Raw genomic sequence first — 16,643 nt, forward strand, 5'->3', positions numbered from 1 at the left:
CCGCGGTTCAGGACTTCTGGAACATGGCCAGCATCCGGCGTGTCACCAGGAAGCCACCCACGACGTTGATGGAAGCGATCAGCACCGAGATGCCCGCCAGCAAGGCGACCAACCAGCTACCCGAGCCCACCTGGAGCACGGCACCGAGGATGATGATCCCGGAAATCGCATTGGTCACCGCCATCAGCGGCGTGTGCAGAGAGTGACTGACGTTCCAGATGACCTGAAAACCGACGAAGCAGGCCAGCGCGAAGACGATAAGGTGCTGCATGAAGGACGCCGGCGCCACCAGACCGAGCAGCCCCATGACGATGCCGCCGACCGCCAGCATGGTGACCTGGCTCTTGGTCTGCTTCATGAAGGCAGCGTGTTCGGCAGCCTTGCGCTCCTCCGGTGTCGGCTCCTTCTCCTTGGGCTTCGGCTTGGCCGCGGCGATGGCCTTGACCTTGGGCGGAGGCGGCGGAAAGGTGACCTCACCCTGGTGGGTGACGGTAGCGCCACGGATCACATCGTCTTCCATGTCGTGAACGATCTTGCCGTCCTTCTCCGGCGTCAGATCGGTCAGCATGTGACGGATATTGGTCGAGTACAGCAGCGACGACTGGGTAGCCATGCGCGACGGGAAGTCGGTATAGCCGACCACGATGACGCCGTTGTCGGTGACCACGCGCTCATCAGGCTTGGTCAGGTCGCAGTTGCCGCCCTTCTCGGCGGCCAGGTCGACCACCACAGAGCCAGGCTTCATCGCCTTGACCATGTCCTCGAGCCACAGCTTGGGAGCCGGGCGTCCGGGGATCAGGGCGGTGGTGATGACGATATCCACCTCGGGGGCCTGCTGACGGAACAGCTCGAGCTGCTTTTCGCGGAACTCGGGGCTGGAGGGCGCCGCATAGCCACCGCTTTCGGAGCCGTCCTGGGAGTCCTCGAAATCGAGGAACAGGAACTCGGCGCCCATGGACTCGATCTGCTCGGAAACCTCGGGGCGCACGTCGAAGGCACGCACCACCGCACCAAGGCTGGTGGCGGTACCGATGGCGGCAAGACCGGCAACGCCGGCACCGATGATCAGCACCTTGGCCGGCGGCACCTTGCCCGCGGCGGTGACCTGACCGGTGAAGAAGCGCCCGAACTGGTTGCCTGCCTCGATCACCGCGCGATAGCCGGCGATGTTGGCGGTGGAGGACAGCGCATCCATCTTCTGGGCGCGGGAAATCCGCGGCACCATGTCCATGGCGACGACGCTGGCACCCTTGTCCTTGCAGGTCTCGAGCATCTCCTCGTTCTGGGCCGGCCAGAAGAAGCTGATCAGGGTCTGGCCCTGGCGCAGCAGGTCGGACTCTTCCTTCTGTGGCTCGCGCACCTTGACGACCACGTCGGCCTGCTCGAATACCGCCTCCATGCTGTCGACGATAGTGACACCGGCCTCTTCATAGGCGGCGTCGGTAAAGCCGGCAAGCTCACCTGCGCCCGTCTCGATCAGGCACTCGTGACCCAGCTTCTGAATGTGTCCGGCGCTCTCGGGCGTCAGCGCGACACGCGCCTCGCCCTTATGCCGCTCCCTTGGTGCTCCTATCTTCACGATGGATCTCCCATGTGGCCAACGTTATTACGATTGCTTGTTATGGTTTCTTGTTGTCATTCCTACCAGTGTTACCTCTTGTGGCTAGTCTGCACAAGAGGGGATCGCCAGTAATTTGTGCACTGCAATGTGAAAGCAACCACCTGAATCCATTAAGAGAACCGACACGAAGCGGGGTGTAACCTTATGCCCTTCCGAGCCTCCCAGGCCCGGCGTGCCCGGCCTGGCGGCGTGATCACACCCTGAAGGCAACCTCCGACGAGAAACAACGCAGATTAGTGACTGCCACCAACCTCTCTTTCGAGCTTGAACAAGCGCTCACCCAGCGACATATTCGCTCAGAAAAAACGCCGACCATCTGCGCCGCATTGCCGACAGGATGGACGAAAAGATAGCTGAAAGGATGACGGATAGCGCTGGCAAAAGCGCTGGTGAAGCAACAGGCGACGCACAGCGCGTCCACTCGACATCGCCTGTTCAGAGCGCTGCTCCGTGCCAACGCGGCCCTTACGGATACAGAATGACCTTGGCGGCGGCGCTGCGCCCGCTTGCCAGCTCCTCGAAGGCGGCCGGCCCCTCGGCCAGAGGCCGCTTCTCGACCCAGGACAGCTCCCCCAGCGCACCGGCGTCGAGCAGTGCGACGGCAGCGCGAAGATCACCGAAGCTGTAGGTGTAGGCACCAAGAAAACTCAGCTCCTTCAAGGTGATGGCGCGGGTATCGGTGCCCCCATCGTTGTCCTGCAGACCAAGGTGCATGATCGCGCCACCAGGACGAGCCGAGGCCACCGCCATCTTGCGCGTGGGGCCAGCCCCCACACAGTCGAACACCGCTTCCACCGAGTCGGCCCGGGGCGGCGCTTCGCGCGGGTCGAAGGCCTCGAGCCCTACCCTGAGCGCCTCCTCCCGGCGCAGCGGGTTGAGATCGGCGATACGCAGCGAGCGCACCCCGCGCTGGCGCAGGATCAAGGCGGTCATCAGGCCGATGGCGCCGGCACCGATCACCAGCACCCGGGACTCCGCCAGCGGGCGATCGAGCACCCGCTCCAGGCGGTGAATACCATGCACTGCGGTCGCCACCGGCTCGGTCATGGCGGCGATCTCGGCGCTGAGCGTCTGTGGCAGCTCGATCAGGCTGTGATCGGCGATGTTGACCGTCTCGGCGAAGCTGCCGGGGCGATTCATGCCGATCATGCTGCGGTTCTCGCATAGATTCTGGCGCCCGGCCTGGCAGTACTCGCAGTGGCCGCAGACGATCAGCGGGTTCATGGTGACCCGCTTGCCCTTCCAGGCACCCTCGACCACCCGTCCCGCGACCTCGTGGCCCAGGATCATCGGCGGCACCCGCCGGGGATCATGGCCATGGTAGGCATGCAGGTCGGAACCGCAGATGCCGGTGGCCTCCACCTGCACCCGCGACTCCCCCGGCTTGAGCGGCTCGGGCTCGGTGCCACGCATCTCCATCTGCTCGCGACCGACGTAGAACAAGGCTTGCATGGTGAGTCTCCTGAATCACTTGGCGGTAAAGCCGCCATCGACGTGAAGGATCTGGCCGGTGACGTAGGCCGAGGCCGGGGACGCCAGGAATACCGCCGGTCCCGCGATATCCTCAAGCCGCCCGTTACGGCCGATGGCGGTCTGGCGCGCCAGCGCCTCGGACCTGGCCGCATCATCGAACACCGGTGAGGTCAGCTCGGTAGGAAAGAATCCCGGCGCCAGCGCATTGGCGTTGATACCGTGGCGCGACCAGGCCTCGGCCATGGCGCGGGTCAGCTGGGCGATGCCACCCTTGCCGGCCCCGTAGGGGGCGCTGTCGGGAAAGGCACGACTGGACTGCAGCGAGGCCAGGTTGATGATGCGACCGTAGCCCGCCGCGCGCATCCCCGGCACCAGCGCCCGTGACAGAAAGAACGGTGTGCCCAGGTGGAGCTGCAGGGTCAGCTCCCACGAGGCCAGATCGACCTCTTCTGCCGGCTGGCGCAGGTTCACCCCGGCGGCGTTGACCACAATCTGAGGATCGCCAAAGGCCTCGGTGGCGCGACGTGCCACCTCTTCGAGGCCCCTGGCGTCGGCCAGGTCGGCGCTGAGGGCGGCCGCCTGGCCGCCCATGCTCCGAATCCGCTCCACTCCCGCATCCAGCGCGTCCTGACGCCTGGCGGCCAGCACCACCCGGGCGCCGCTCGCCGCCAGTGCCTCGCCGATGGCAAGACCCAGCCCGCTGCTGCCCCCGGTGACCAGCGCCACCCGTCCGTCGAGGTCAAAATCGGGGCGCATGGTCATACGTCCTCTTCCACCGCCAGCACAAAGCGCTCATCCGGATAGTACTTGGCCAGACGGATATCGCCGGTTCGGGCATGGCCTTCCATGCCCTCGCAGCGCGACAGCCTGGCGGCGGTGGCGGCTACGGTACGGGTGGCCTCGCGGCTCTGGCGCTGGTAGGTCACGATCTTGAGGAACTTCTGGGCGCACAGCCCGCCGGTGTAACGCGCCGCCCCCTTGGTCGGGAGGATATGATTGGTGCCCGAACACTTGTCGCCGAACGCCACCGAAGCCTCCTCGCCGACGAACAGCGAGCCGTAGCTGTTGAGGCGCTCCATCCACCAGTCCAGATCCTCCACCTGCAGTTCCAGATGTTCGGAGGCATAACGATCGCTGACCTCGACGGTTTCCTCCCGGGTATCGCAGACGATGATCTCGCCGTAGTCGCGCCAGGCGGCGTCGGCGGCCTTGCGCTGGGTTTCCGGCAGGTTATCGATGCGCGCCTGGATGCGCTGATCCACCGCTTCAGCCAGTTCGCGCGAGGTGGTGAACAGCCAGGCCGGCGAATCCGGGCCGTGCTCGGCCTGGCCGACCAGGTCCTCGACCACGATATCGGGATCGGCGCTGTGATCGGCGATGATGCCGATCTCGGTGGGCCCGGCGAACATGTCGATGCCGCAGCGTCCGAACAACTGACGCTTGGACTCGGCGACGAAGCGGTTGCCGGGGCCGACCAGAATATCGGCGGGCTTGCCGGTGAACAGTCCAAAGGCCATGGAGGCGATGCCCTGAACCCCGCCCATCTGCAGGATGACATCGGCACCGGCGAGATCCATCGCATAGAGGATGGCCGGGTGGATGCCGTTCTCGTCCCGCGGCACCGAACAGGCCACCACGTTCTTGACCCCGGCCACCTTGGCGGTGGCCACACTCATGATCGCCGAGGCAATATGCGCGTAGCGGCCACCGGGCACGTAGCAACCGGCGGTCTCCATCGGGATCAGCTTCTGCCCGGCGAACAGGCCCGGAGACAGCTCGGTCTCGAAGCCCTGGATGCTGTCGCGCTGGGCAGCGGCAAACCGGCTGACGCGCTCATAGGCGAAGTGGATATCCTGCTTGAGCTGCTCGGGGACCTTCTCCCTGGCCGCCTCGATCTGGTCACGGCTGACGATGACGTCGCCTTCCCAGCCGTCGAGTTCGCGACAGTACTCCCGCGCCTTGGCCTCTCCCCCGGCCTCGATCTCGGCGAGCATACGCGAGACGACTTCATGGGTCTGGGTGTCGTTGCTGGAGGCATTCTTGTCGGCTTGCTTGTAGTAGTGAATCGCCATGTTGAGTCTCCTTGAGGTCATCGGCCGGTATCGGTCGCCACACATGCTTGAGTCTTGAGCATGCGCAGTGCCTAGGGTGTGCCGTCGACTCGGCCGTGATGCGCCGACGGCGTCGTTGTTTTGGTGAGCGTTGCTCTGGCGAGGCGTGGACCAGCCAGTCGCCAAGCGTCGCCCTCGCCCTCGCTTCGTACCTTTACGCCTTCACTTTTGTAAGCGCTTACAAATCCGTTGAAAAAAAGGGGGAAGACAGCTCTCCCCCAACCTCTCCTTACCCTATCGCCCAAATCGACAACCAAGGGGTGTAAACGAGCATTTTTACCGGGCTGGCGCACCAGCCAATCTTTAACGCCGTATTACCGAGCGCAGGCACTTTTCAGACGAGCCCTACCCTATCGCCCAGGTCGACAACCAAGGCAGATAAGCGATCATCAACACCACGATCAGCATCCCCAGCACGAACGGCAGCGCGTAGCGAGCGATCGACAGCACCGAACAGCGGGTCAAGCCGGACACCACGAACAGGTTGAGTCCCAGCGGTGGCGTGATGAAGCCCAGGCCCAGGGTGGTGACCATCAGGATCGCGAAGTGGAACTCGTTCATCCCCGCCTCCAGCGCCAGTGGCAGCAGCAGCGGCGCCAGGATGACGATGTTGGGGGTGGTTTCCATCACGCAGCCAGCCAGCACCAGAATGCCGATCATCATCAGGATCATCAGCCAGGGGGCGTCGGTGACACCGCTGATTCCGCTGACCAGGGTCTGGGGGATATCGAGGCTGGCCAGGCTCTGCGCCAGCGGCAGGGACACCGCGATGATCGGCACGATGACGCCGCACACCCGCGCCGAGCTCTCCAGCATGCGCGGAATGTCACCCAGCGTCAGGCGGCCCTGGCGCAGGCCGATGATGACCACCACCACCACGGCCACCGATGCCGCCTCGGTAGGAGTGAAGATGCCGGTGTAGATGCCGCCCAGGATCACCACCGGTACGAACAGCGCCCAGCGGGCGTCCCATACGGTGTCGATCCAGCGTCGCCAGGAGAAACGCTCGCGATCGCCTTCGAAGCCGTAGATGCGATTGAGCACCATATTGGTGGCCATGACCGAGATCATCACCATCACCCCGGGGATCGCCGCCGCCAGAAACAGCGTCGAGGCGGACATGCCGAGCACCAGGCCCATCACGATATAGGCGATCGATGGCGGGATCAGGATGCCGGTGCAGGCACCGGAGGCCACCAGCGCACAGGCCGCCGGCAACGGATAGCCGCGCTCCACCAGCCGGGGAATGGTCATGCGCCCCACCGCCGCGGCACCCGCCGCGTCCGAGCCGGAGATGCAGGCAAAGAAGCCGCAGCCCAGCGTCGTCGAGCTGCCAAGGCCGGTCTTGAGCCCGCCGACGCTGGCCTCGGCCACATCCAGCAACTTGCCGGAAAGCCCCGAGCGCACCAGGGCATCGCCGGTCAGGATAAACAGCGGCACCGCGATCAGCGCAAAGGCGTTGATGCCCTCGAACAGCGACTCGCCGAACACCGACAGCGGCAAGGTCTCGGTAAAGGTCAGCATGCCCAGGGTGCCGAGACCGATGGCGACCCACACCGGCACCCCGACCAGGATCATCACGATCAGCGCCGCCAGCGGCGCATAGAAGGTCCAGTCCAGGGAGGCCGCGGCCTGTTGAAGTTCCATGAATTCCATGACGGTCCCCCTCAGTCGAAGAGCTTCTGGCCATCGAAGACCGGATCACCACGCTGCATGCGCCGGATATCCGCCAGCATGCTCTGCACCACTCGCCAGGCGATCAGCAGAAAGCCCACCGGGATGGCGGCCAGAAAGAACGCCTGGGAAACCCGCAGTCCCGCGGTGACCGAACCGAAGTTGATCGATGTCAGCACCGGTGCGATTGACAGGTACAGTGCCCACACCGCCAGCACCAGGGTGGCGATATCCGAGATCCACCAGCCCAGGCGCTTCATGCGAGGCCCGCCCAGGTTGATCAGCACATCGATGCGGATATGGGCGCGGTCCCTGACCGCCGCGGCAGCGGCGAGCCAGGCCAGGTAGATAAAGGCATAGCGCGCCAGCTCCTCGCCCCAGACAGAGGAGTAGTTGAGGGCAAAGCGGCGGATGACTTCCACCGCCACCGTCAGGATGATCAGCGCGTAGAAGGTCAGCAGCAGCCAGCGCTCGGTGCGGCGATCGACGTCGTCACAGCGCAGGCGCAGGGCGCGCCAGCGCGTGTCCTTAGGCGTTGCTGTCGACGAAATAGCCATTTTGCACCTCCGTGGCGGCCAGCAGTTTGTCGAATGCCTCCAGCGACCCCGCCAGTTCACGCTTGGTCTCGTCCCAGGCGGGCAGCTGATGGCCGCAACGCTCGACCCACTGGGCCTTTTCCTCGTCGCTCAGGGAGTAGACCTCGACGCCGGCCAGGCGCATCTGGTCATGGGCGTAGGCTCGCGCCGCCGGGACCTTGGCGAGGTTTTCGCGGAAGGTGACATCAGACGCCTGCATGACAGCGTCCTGAAGCGCGCCATCCAGGCTGTCGAACCAGGCCTTGTTGCAGGTGTAGACCTGGGCATCCGGCACCGACTGGATGGTGGAGATGCTCGACAGCACGTCGGTGAAGCCGAACACCAGCAGGGCCTGGACACTGGGGTCGAGGGCATCGGCCACGCCCTGCTTGATCGCCGACGAGGTCTCGCCCCAGGCCACCGGCGTCGGGTTGGCACCGGCCAGTCGATAGACCTGCTGCAGGATCTGCGAGGACGGCACCCGGAACTTGATGCCGGAGATGTCATCGGGGACCCGCACCGGGCCATCGAGCAGCCCCTCGCGCACGGCGACGGTCCTCGGGTCGATGCAGATATAGGACAGCACCTTGAAGCCGCGCTCCTCGACCTTGTGGTGAACGGTGTCGCGCCAGGCGTCCGAGGTCACCAGATTGATCAGACGCTGGTTCTCGCCACACCAGTAGGGAATGTTCACCAGGTCGGCTTCCGGGGCGAAGGACGACAGGTTGGACAGCGAATGCTGGGCGATGGCGATGGAACCGTTCTGGACCATCGAGATCAGCGCCCCGCCGGTGGCGAGCTGACCACCGGGCGCCAGCTTCACGTAGAGCCGACCGCCGGAGAAGTTCTGCAGGTTCTCCTTGAAGTTGAGCTGCATGATCGGATAGGCCCGCGAGGCGCCCAGGGTATAGCCGGTGGCGAGCACGATGGTGCTCTCGGCCGCGTTCTCTCGCTCGGACTCTTCCTTGGCGGTGGCCGCCATGGCGCTTTCCGAGAACAACGCACCGCCGACCGCACCGACCACCGCGGCGGTAAAACCGAACTTCGCCACGGTGCCCATGAACAGCCGTCTTTCCGGCTGGCTGGGAGCACCGCTGTCATTGGTGATGAAATCTCGCATGGTCATTGTCCTTGTTGTGTGGTTGGCGTGCCCGGCTCGGCGCCAGACGGCGCCTTGCCCTCGAACTTGAGGCAGGCAGAGACGAAGAAGGCGGTAGCGAGCGTCAACAGCACCGCCTCGTAGGCGGCTTCCAGCGCCCCCATTCCCGGTACATAGCGCTGGATGGCGACGTTGACGAAAAAGGCGGCGAACAGACATATCGACAGCCATAACATCAACTTGGCTGAGGACGAAGACGACCTGGACATGGGTGGCGACTCCCGACTCTCGTTGTATTTGGTGGTACGCGTCGTTGTCGATCTTGCTGAGCCTGGACCGGCTCTGCTCGAAGCCGTGGTCAGGCTAACGAGGCAAAAATGCAGCAGTGAACTACGATCAACGCTGTCTGCTGCTATAATTGTAAGCGCTTACATGGCGCACCATTCAAGGTAGATTCCTCTATAGGACTTGTCCAGCCAGAATCCTGTAAAGGACCTTCGACTTTAGCCGCAACCGTGGCGCCGATCGGATCACACCGGTGGCGCCACCCAGGAGAGGCCAGATGAACGATCGTCCCACCAGAGCGTTGCTGGAAGATGTGGCCCGGGAGGCCGGGGTCTCGACGGCGTCTGTCTCGCGGGTGCTCAACGGCGCACCCCACGTCAGCGACCGTCTGCGAAAGAAAGTGGAGGCTGCCGTCGGCCGCCTCGGCTACGTGCCGGATGGTTCGGCCCGTGCACTGGCCTCACGCCGCATCGGCGCCATCGGTCTGCTGGTACCGACCCTCGACAACCCGATCTTCGGCACCATGGCCAACAGCCTGGAGCGGCGCCTCAAGGAGCATGACTGTCGTCTGCTGCTGGCCACCTACCGCTACGACCTCGAGGACGAACTGCAGGCGTTGCGGACGCTGGTCCAGCATGGCGTGGACGGCGTCGTGTTGATCGGCCATGAACACCTTGCCGACGCCTACCGTCTGCTTCACCAGCGTCAACTGCCCTTCCTCACCAGCTGGCAGACCCATGACAAGGCCGAAGCCCCCTGTATCGGCTTCGACAATCGCGGCGCCGCCAGACAGCTGGCGAGCCACCTGATCGACCTGGGCCACCGCCGCCTCGCCATCGTCACCGCACCCTATGAACACAATGACCGTGCCCGGGCCCGCTTCGAGGGGTTCAGCGATGCGATTACCGCTGCCGGTTGCCCGGCGCCGGACGTCGAGGTGGTGGAGTACGGTGTCGCCGAGGGCGCCGACGCCTGCGCCAGACTGCTGGAGATGTCCTCCCCGCCCACGGCGCTGCTCTGCGGCAATGACACCCTGGCCTTCGGCGCCCTGCTCGAGGCCCAGCGACGCGGGCTCGACCTGCCTCGGGAACTGTCGATCACAGGCTTCGACGACCTGCCCCAGGCGGCCTACATGTCGCCATCGCTGACCACCGTCTCGGTGCCCGCCAGTGACATCGGAGTGCATGCCGCCGACGCCCTGATGACGTGGATTCGCCATCGCGAGCGGCCCAGCGACCTGCACCTGGATGCCAGCGTCCAGCTACGGGGATCGACGGCGCCGCCACTTGCCGGACGCGGCCAGTAGGCCGGCTGAGCTGGCTGATAAAGCCATTCAGCAAAGCTATTCGGGAAAGTCGTTCTAGGCGCTGTCCGCGAACTGTATCCGCGAACGCTATCCAGGAAGCCGCACGTCTAGGAAGCCGCAATGGCCGTCAGGTCATCCACCACCGCCGTCGGCAGCGTCAACCGATCATGGCTCTGGCGTCGCAGCTGGTGGCGCCGGTCGCCGGGCAGGCGTACGCCCGGCTGCTCGAGCATCGCGGCGAACAGCACTTCACAGCGCGCGAGCACATCAGGTGCGAAGCGATCGACGTCGAACAGCAGCATCAAATGACCGACCCCGGGAGGCTCTCCCTGCGCCTCGAAGAAAGACCCCGCCTCGAAACCGAAGCGACTACCGGAAAGCCCCGCGCACAACAGCTCCACCATCATCGCCAGCGCCGCCCCCTTGGCGTCTCCTGCCGGCACCATGCTGCCCTGGATGGCGGTCTCCGGATCGGTGGTAGGCGCCCCATCCGGCCCCACCGCCCAGCCCTCGGGGATCGGCTTGCCGGCCTTGCGCGCCAGCATCACCTTGCCCCTGGCCACCTTGGACAATGACAGGTCCAGCAGCATGGGTTCGGCCTCGGGTCGCGGACAGGCGAAGGCGATGGGGTTGGTGCCGTAGAGCGGCTTGTGACCACCCCAGGGCGCCATGGCCGACGGCGCATTGCTGAATGCCAGCGCCATGAAGCCCTCCCTAGCCGCTCGCTCCACCGGTGCACCGGCCACCCCAAAGTGGTGAGAGCGTCCGATGGAAATCGCGCATAGCCCCTGCTGCCGCGCCACCTCGAAGCCGGCGTCCAGCCCGCTGGCGATGGCCGGAAAGGCTAGTCCATGGTCGGCGTCGACCCGCACCACCGCGCCATCGGCTTCGGCCCTGGGTATGGCGCCGGCGTTGACCTTGCCGCTGGCGGCCTGGTCCAGATAGAACGGTAGGCGCGAGAGCCCATGGGACGGCAGACCGTCGCGCTCGGCGTCGAGCAGCGCCTCCACCGTGATGGCGGCCTCGCGCTCGGGGAAGCCCCTGGCACGCATCGCCTCCATGGCGAGTTCCCGCGCCTGTTCGCGGGCAAGTGTTGTCGTCTGGCTCATGCCACCCCCTCCGGCGTCAGTACCGCAACCACGTTCTCGGCGGTCATCTGGCTGATACGCGCGTTGGACTCCTCGGTCACCCCGGCGATATGCGGGGTCAATACCAGATGGGGCACCCCTTCGAGCACCGAGCCTGCGCCAAGTGGCTCCTGTTCGAACACATCGAGCATGGCCCCCGCCAGGCGTCCACTGGTGAGCGCCTCGGCCAGTGCCGGCTCGTCCACCACCCCACCGCGGGCGGCGTTGATGACCACTGCGCCGGGCTTCATGACGGCCAGGCGATCGGCATCCAGCAGGTGTCGGGTCTGGTCATTGAGCGGCACATGCAGACTGACCACATCGGCCTCGGCCAGCAGCGCTTCCAGCGTCTCGCAGCGCTGGGTCTGGCCCCAGGCCGCAGACTTGGCCGGCAGGTGGGGATCAAACGCCAGCACCTCCATACCGAGGGCCCGGGCGAGCCCGGCGGTGACCTGGGCGATGGCACCAAAGCCCACCAGACCCAACCTCGCGCCGCTGACCTCACGCCCCATCAGCGCCTGGCGGGGCCACTCCCCTGCCAGCATGGCCGGGGTCGAGGCGTAAGCACCTCGGCGCAGCATCAGCGCCCCGGCGATCACGTACTCGGCCACCGAGCCGGCGTTGCCACCCTGGGCCGGCTTGACCTCGACGTCGCGCTCGGCGCAGGCCCCGAGGTCGATATTGTCGAGTCCGACACCAAGACGTCCCACCACCTTGAGGCGCGGCGCCCTTGTCAGCAGTTCACTATCGACCTGGGTCCGATTGCGCACGATCAGCGCATCGGCGTCGGCCACCGCGTCCAGAAGGCGTCCTCGATCCTCGACCAGACGGGTGTCACACAGCACCTCGTGGTGCTCACCGAGCCAGGCCACCGCCTGCTCGTCCATGAATTCCGAGATAACTATCCTGGCCATCGTTGTACTCCCTCGATAATGGCGTCGAATCGGCCTCACAGCGTGAACCAGCGACCCGCGGGCAGCGGAACATTGAGTACCAGCGCAAACAGGGCATAGAAGAAGGCCACCAGCACGGCGCCGGTCAGCAGGTGTCCGGCCAGGCGACGTGGATGCCAGCGCCGGTACTGCGCCACCACCATCAGCCCGACGAAGCTTGCAAGGCCGGTCAACAGGAAGCCGAGCCAGGGCAGCGCCAGGGCCCAGGCCAGCATGATTCCGACCAGCGCCAGGCGCCGTGGGGTCGAACCCGAGCCCGGACTCGAGCTCGCATCAGAACTTGGATCAGAACCCCGCTCATGGTTGGCCACCACCCCGCGCAGCCCAAGCTGCCCCAGGCGCAGCAGTCCCGCGACGATCACCACCAGCGAGATCACCGCAGGAAATACCGCCCCGAGCTGACTCATCTCACGGGTCTCCCACAGGCATAGAGCGGCGCCGGCGACGAATAGCGTCGGCAGCAGATACTCGCTTGCGCGGGAACAGGAGGCCTGGATAGCGTGCTTCTTCTTGCCGGCAGCGCTGGTGTTGTGGCCAGTGCTCGTGTCGTGACCAGTGCTCCTGTTGTGAACAGCGCTCATGGCGACACCTCCCCGTTGATCTTCTTGTTCTGGCGCCTTGCCTCTCGCCGCGCCTTGACCATCGGGTAGAAGACGCTCAGCAACGACAACGCAATGATCGTCAGGCTGATCGGCCCGCCGAAGAAGGTAGCGAACAGCGATCCGCTGGCCCGCCCCATCAGGAAGCCTTGGACGAAGCCCTGCTCGGCGATGGGTCCGAGGATCAGCCCCAGCACGATGGGCGAGGGCCGAAAGCCGTAGCGATTGAGCACCCAGCCCAGCCCCCCCAGGCAAAGCATGATCACCACGTCGCTGGCGCTGTTGCGGATGGCGTAGGTGCCGATCACCGTCATGAAGGCGATGGTCGGTACCAGCAGCGCCTTGGGAATGGAGATGATCGACTTGAAGGCGTAGCGCCCGATCAACAGCCCCAGCGGCAGCAGCAGGCAGGTGGCCAGAAACAGCCCGGCGACGAAGGTGTAGGTGATGCCGGCGTTGGTGGTGAAGAGCTCCGGCCCGGTACGAAAGCCCTGCACCAGCAAGGCCCCGAGGATCACTGCATCCGGCGGCGTGCCGGGGATGCCCAGCACCAGGGTCGGAATGAAGCCGCCGCCCACGGTGGCATTGTTGGCGGCCTCGGTCGCCAGCACCCCCTGAGGATTGCCCTTGCCGAAGCTCGCCGGCTCGTCGGCCACCCGGCGTGCCTCCGAATAGGACACCAGGCTTGCAATCGAGCCGCCCGCCCCCGGCAGGATGGCGACACCGGTGCCGATGGTCGCCGAGCGCAGCAGGTTCAGCTTGCCCTTGATGGCGATCGCCATGCCCTCGCGAAAGCGCACCCCGCGCGACACGCCATCCACCTTGAGGTGGGCGGCGGGTGTTGCCACCAGATCGATCAACACCGGAATGCAGTACAGGCCGATCAGCGCCGAGACCGTCTCGATGCCACCAAGCAGCACCGGCGAGCCGTAGGTGTAGCGGATATCGCCGCCGATCACCGCGACGCCCACGGTGGACAGCAACAGGCCGAAGCCCGCCCCCATGAACCCTTTGAGGGTCGAATCCTCGGACAGCGCCGAGATCAGCGTCAGCCCGAAGATCGCCAGCCAGAAGTACTCCACCGGCCCGAAGCTGAGCGCGACCTGGGCCAGCAGCGGCGCCAGCAGCAGCAGCGCCAGCACCCCGACCAGCCCACCGACCACCGAGGCGATGGTCGACAGGGTGACGGCCAGATCACCGTCACCGCGGCGGGCCATGGGATAGCCGTCGAAGGTGGTGGCGATGGCCGAGGGCGTACCTGGCGTATTGACCAGTATCGCCGAGTAGGAGCCGCCGTAGATGGCCCCGGTATAGATGGCGCCGAGCATGATCAGGGCCGACTCCGGCGCCATGCCGAAGGTCACCGGGACCAGCACCGCCACCGCCATGGTGGCGGAAAGCCCTGGCAGGGCACCGATGACGATGCCCGCCGTTACCCCGAGCAGGGCCAGCGCAAGATTGAGCGGCGACAAAGCGCCGAGCGCATGAACGATAAGATCCATGGCGATGACCTCAGTCGATCAGGCCGAGTTCTCGCGCGCTGGTCTCATACTGCTGGCTCTGTTCGGCCAGGAAATCGGCAACATCGTCATTGCCGACGTCCATCAACACGAAACCCAGATCCTCCATCTCCTGGCGGAACTGGGGATTCTGATTGATCTGATCGAAGATCTCGGACAACCGCGCCTGAACGTCTGCCGGCGTCTCGCTGGGCACCGCCATGCCACGATAGGCGCCGCCCACCATGTCATAGCCGAGTTCCTGGAAGGTCGGCACGTCGGGGAACAGCGGATGGCGCTCCTCGGCGGCCACCGCCAGCATGCGCACCTTGTCCTGATGGTTGGCAGCCACGGTGGTATAGCCCCACTCGGCTTGGACCTGGCCACCCAGCAGAGCGGCGACCGCCGCGCCGGTGCCCTTGAAAGGGATGTAGGTGGTGGTGACGTCGGCCAACTGCTGGAAGCGCGTATTGGCCACATCATTGGCACTGTAGGTGCCGCTACCGGAGAAGGTCACCACACCGGGCGCCTGGCGCGCCGCCTCGACCAGATCTTCCAGGGTCTGGTAGGGGCTGTCCTCGCGGACCAGGATGGCGTCCGGCGAGTAGTGGAAGAAGTAGAAGTTGTTGACGTCCTCGGTGGCAAAACCGGCGTCCTTGCCCATCGGCTTGAGCACGATATGGGGCAGATTGGAGCCCATGATGGTATGGCCATCGGCGGTCATGTCGTTGAGCTGGGACCAGCCCACCGCACCGCCGCCACCGGGCATGTACTGGATGATCAGCTGCTGGCCGGTGATCTCCTCGAAGTACTTCTGCTGCAGTCGGGCACTGATGTCGGACTCGCCGCCCGGGCCGAAGGGGATCACGTACTGCACGTCCTTGGCGGGAAAGTCCTCGGCGTCGGCGAGGGCCAGCGGGGCCACGAGGGTTGACGCCGCCAGCATCGCGGTCAGGGTCAGGGTGTGGGAAAGGCGCATGACGTTACTCCTGATGTTGTCGTTATGGGGTGGTCAGGATCTTCGCTACGAGCAACTCGCTTTCATTGCTCGCCGTTCTTGCACAACCTTCTTTGCTACAACGGCCTGCCCCTCCCGACGAACGGCGGGAGGAGCCGGTTTTTTTGCCAGATCGCCGCCTCGGGCGTTGGCTTAGGCGCTTTCGTACAGACGGGTCAGCACAAACTCCCGATGCCCCAGCGCCTCGGCGGCGGTATTGCGGCCATTGGCGGTGCGCAGCATCATTTCAAGCAGCTGATCACCGGCCTCTTCCATGTTGATCTCGCGCTTGAGGATCGAGGACACATCGACATCGATGTGCTCGCTCATGGTGCGCACGGTGCGCGGGTTGGCGCAGATCTTCACCACCGGCAGGATCGGGTTGCCGATGACGTTGCCCTGCCCCGTCGGGAAGAAGTGCACCACGTAGCCGGCGGCGGCGCACAGGGTCACCATCTCGGCGGCGGCGGAAGACGAGTCCATGAACCACAGGCCCGGCTTGTCCGGCGTTTCGGCCTTGTCCAGTACGCCATCCACCTTGCAGCGACGGCCGATCTTCTGGATGTTGCCCAGCGCCTTCTCCTCGATGGTGGTCAGGCCACCTTCGATGTTACCCTTGGTCGGCTGAGACTCGGACAGGTCGCTGGTCTTGTGGCGGTCGATCATGTCGCTGTAGCGATCGAACATCGCCTGGAACTGTTCGCGCACCTCGGGGGTGGCGCAGCGCTCGGCCACCAGGTGTTCCCCGCCGGTCAGCTCTGAGGTCTCGCCGAATACCAGGGTACAGCCGGCGTCGTATAGCTTGTCGAAGGCGTCGCCCACGGTGGGGTTGGCGCCGCAGCCGGAGGTGGTGTCCGACTCGCCGCACTTGGTGGACACCCACAGTTCGCTGACGTCGCACTCCTCGCGCTGGATCTCGCTGGCGTACTGGACGAATTCCTTGGCCTTCTTGGAGGCGGCACAGATGGTGTTGTGATCACCGTTCTGCTCGATCCAGAAGCCTTCGACCGGCTTGCCGGTGGCCTTGATGCCGTCCACCACCTTGTTGGTCCAGCCTGGCTCGATACCGATCACCACCACCGCCGCCACGTTGGGATTGCAGCCGGTGCCGATCAGCGTGCGGAAGTGCAGGTCCAGATCGGCGCCGAACTGCAGGCGGCCGTAGGGATGCGGCAGCGCCAGTGCGCCCTTGATGTTGTTGGCAACCGCTTCGGCGGCAGCATTGGAAATGTCGTCCACCGGCAGCACGATCACGTGATTACGGACCCCTACACGGCCGTTTTCACGCCGATACCCCTGGAACTTGCGACCCTTGATTTCCATG

Annotated in this window: 15 protein-coding genes; 1 reads left to right on the forward strand and 14 read right to left on the reverse strand. The window is 65.2% G+C overall.

Translation table 11 applies throughout. The annotated features are described in order from the left end of the window. Positions 1-7 precede the first annotated feature (7 nt). The 8 genes from KUV74_RS01960 to KUV74_RS01995 all read right to left on the reverse strand — a co-directional run bounded on the left by KUV74_RS01960 (position 8) and on the right by KUV74_RS01995 (position 8,822). Complete coding sequence (locus KUV74_RS01960; protein ID WP_108131474.1) at positions 8-1,579, reverse strand: Re/Si-specific NAD(P)(+) transhydrogenase subunit alpha; 1,572 nt, start codon at positions 1,577-1,579, stop codon at positions 8-10. A 507-nt stretch (positions 1,580-2,086) separates the two neighbouring features. Next, complete coding sequence (locus KUV74_RS01965) at positions 2,087-3,073, reverse strand: alcohol dehydrogenase catalytic domain-containing protein (protein ID WP_222515525.1); 987 nt, start codon at positions 3,071-3,073, stop codon at positions 2,087-2,089. A 15-nt stretch (positions 3,074-3,088) separates the two neighbouring features. After that, positions 3,089-3,850: an SDR family NAD(P)-dependent oxidoreductase gene (locus tag KUV74_RS01970; protein WP_261395015.1), complete on the reverse strand. Its 762-nt coding sequence runs from the start codon at positions 3,848-3,850 to the stop codon at positions 3,089-3,091. A 2-nt stretch (positions 3,851-3,852) separates the two neighbouring features. Then, on the reverse strand, positions 3,853-5,166 hold the full coding sequence (hisD, locus tag KUV74_RS01975; RefSeq protein ID WP_222515527.1) for a histidinol dehydrogenase: 1,314 nt from the start codon (positions 5,164-5,166) through the stop codon (positions 3,853-3,855). Between the two features lie 384 nt (positions 5,167-5,550). Then, entirely contained in the window at positions 5,551-6,852 is a 1,302-nt protein-coding gene (locus KUV74_RS01980) for a TRAP transporter large permease (RefSeq protein WP_231498473.1), read from the reverse strand. Positions 6,853-6,872: 20 nt separating this feature from the next. Then, positions 6,873-7,436 (reverse strand): TRAP transporter small permease, encoded by a 564-nt coding sequence (locus KUV74_RS01985; RefSeq protein ID WP_083970439.1) that lies wholly within the window; start codon positions 7,434-7,436, stop codon positions 6,873-6,875. Beyond that, entirely contained in the window at positions 7,408-8,574 is a 1,167-nt protein-coding gene (locus KUV74_RS01990) for a TRAP transporter substrate-binding protein (RefSeq protein WP_045993115.1), read from the reverse strand. The genes KUV74_RS01985 and KUV74_RS01990 overlap by 29 nt, the downstream gene beginning before the upstream one ends. A gap of 2 nt (positions 8,575-8,576) precedes the next feature. Next, complete coding sequence (locus KUV74_RS01995) at positions 8,577-8,822, reverse strand: hypothetical protein (protein ID WP_222515528.1); 246 nt, start codon at positions 8,820-8,822, stop codon at positions 8,577-8,579. A 293-nt stretch (positions 8,823-9,115) separates the two neighbouring features. Between KUV74_RS01995 and KUV74_RS02000 the strand changes: the two genes are divergently transcribed. Beyond that, complete coding sequence (locus KUV74_RS02000; protein WP_222515529.1) at positions 9,116-10,144, forward strand: LacI family DNA-binding transcriptional regulator; 1,029 nt, start codon at positions 9,116-9,118, stop codon at positions 10,142-10,144. A gap of 107 nt (positions 10,145-10,251) precedes the next feature. Here KUV74_RS02000 and KUV74_RS02005 read toward each other — a convergent pair whose 3' ends face one another. The 6 genes from KUV74_RS02005 to KUV74_RS02030 form a co-directional block, all read right to left on the reverse strand. After that, complete coding sequence (locus KUV74_RS02005) at positions 10,252-11,253, reverse strand: Ldh family oxidoreductase (protein WP_222515530.1); 1,002 nt, start codon at positions 11,251-11,253, stop codon at positions 10,252-10,254. Continuing rightward, a complete protein-coding gene (locus KUV74_RS02010) occupies positions 11,250-12,185 on the reverse strand; it encodes a hydroxyacid dehydrogenase (protein ID WP_222515531.1) in 936 nt (311 codons plus the stop codon). Before KUV74_RS02010 ends, KUV74_RS02005 begins: the two co-directional genes overlap by 4 nt. 35 nt (positions 12,186-12,220) lie before the next feature. After that, positions 12,221-12,805 (reverse strand): tripartite tricarboxylate transporter TctB family protein, encoded by a 585-nt coding sequence (locus KUV74_RS02015; protein WP_222515532.1) that lies wholly within the window; start codon positions 12,803-12,805, stop codon positions 12,221-12,223. Next, complete coding sequence (locus KUV74_RS02020; RefSeq protein WP_222515533.1) at positions 12,802-14,325, reverse strand: tripartite tricarboxylate transporter permease; 1,524 nt, start codon at positions 14,323-14,325, stop codon at positions 12,802-12,804. The genes KUV74_RS02015 and KUV74_RS02020 overlap by 4 nt, the downstream gene beginning before the upstream one ends. A 10-nt stretch (positions 14,326-14,335) precedes the next feature. Beyond that, on the reverse strand, positions 14,336-15,301 hold the full coding sequence (locus KUV74_RS02025; protein ID WP_222515534.1) for a tripartite tricarboxylate transporter substrate binding protein: 966 nt from the start codon (positions 15,299-15,301) through the stop codon (positions 14,336-14,338). A gap of 171 nt (positions 15,302-15,472) precedes the next feature. After that, complete coding sequence (locus tag KUV74_RS02030; protein WP_045993108.1) at positions 15,473-16,642, reverse strand: UxaA family hydrolase; 1,170 nt, start codon at positions 16,640-16,642, stop codon at positions 15,473-15,475. Position 16,643 lies beyond the last annotated feature (1 nt).

Source organism: Halomonas sp. DP1Y21-3 (assembly GCF_019801245.1).
GTDB lineage: Bacteria > Pseudomonadota > Gammaproteobacteria > Pseudomonadales > Halomonadaceae > Halomonas > Halomonas litopenaei.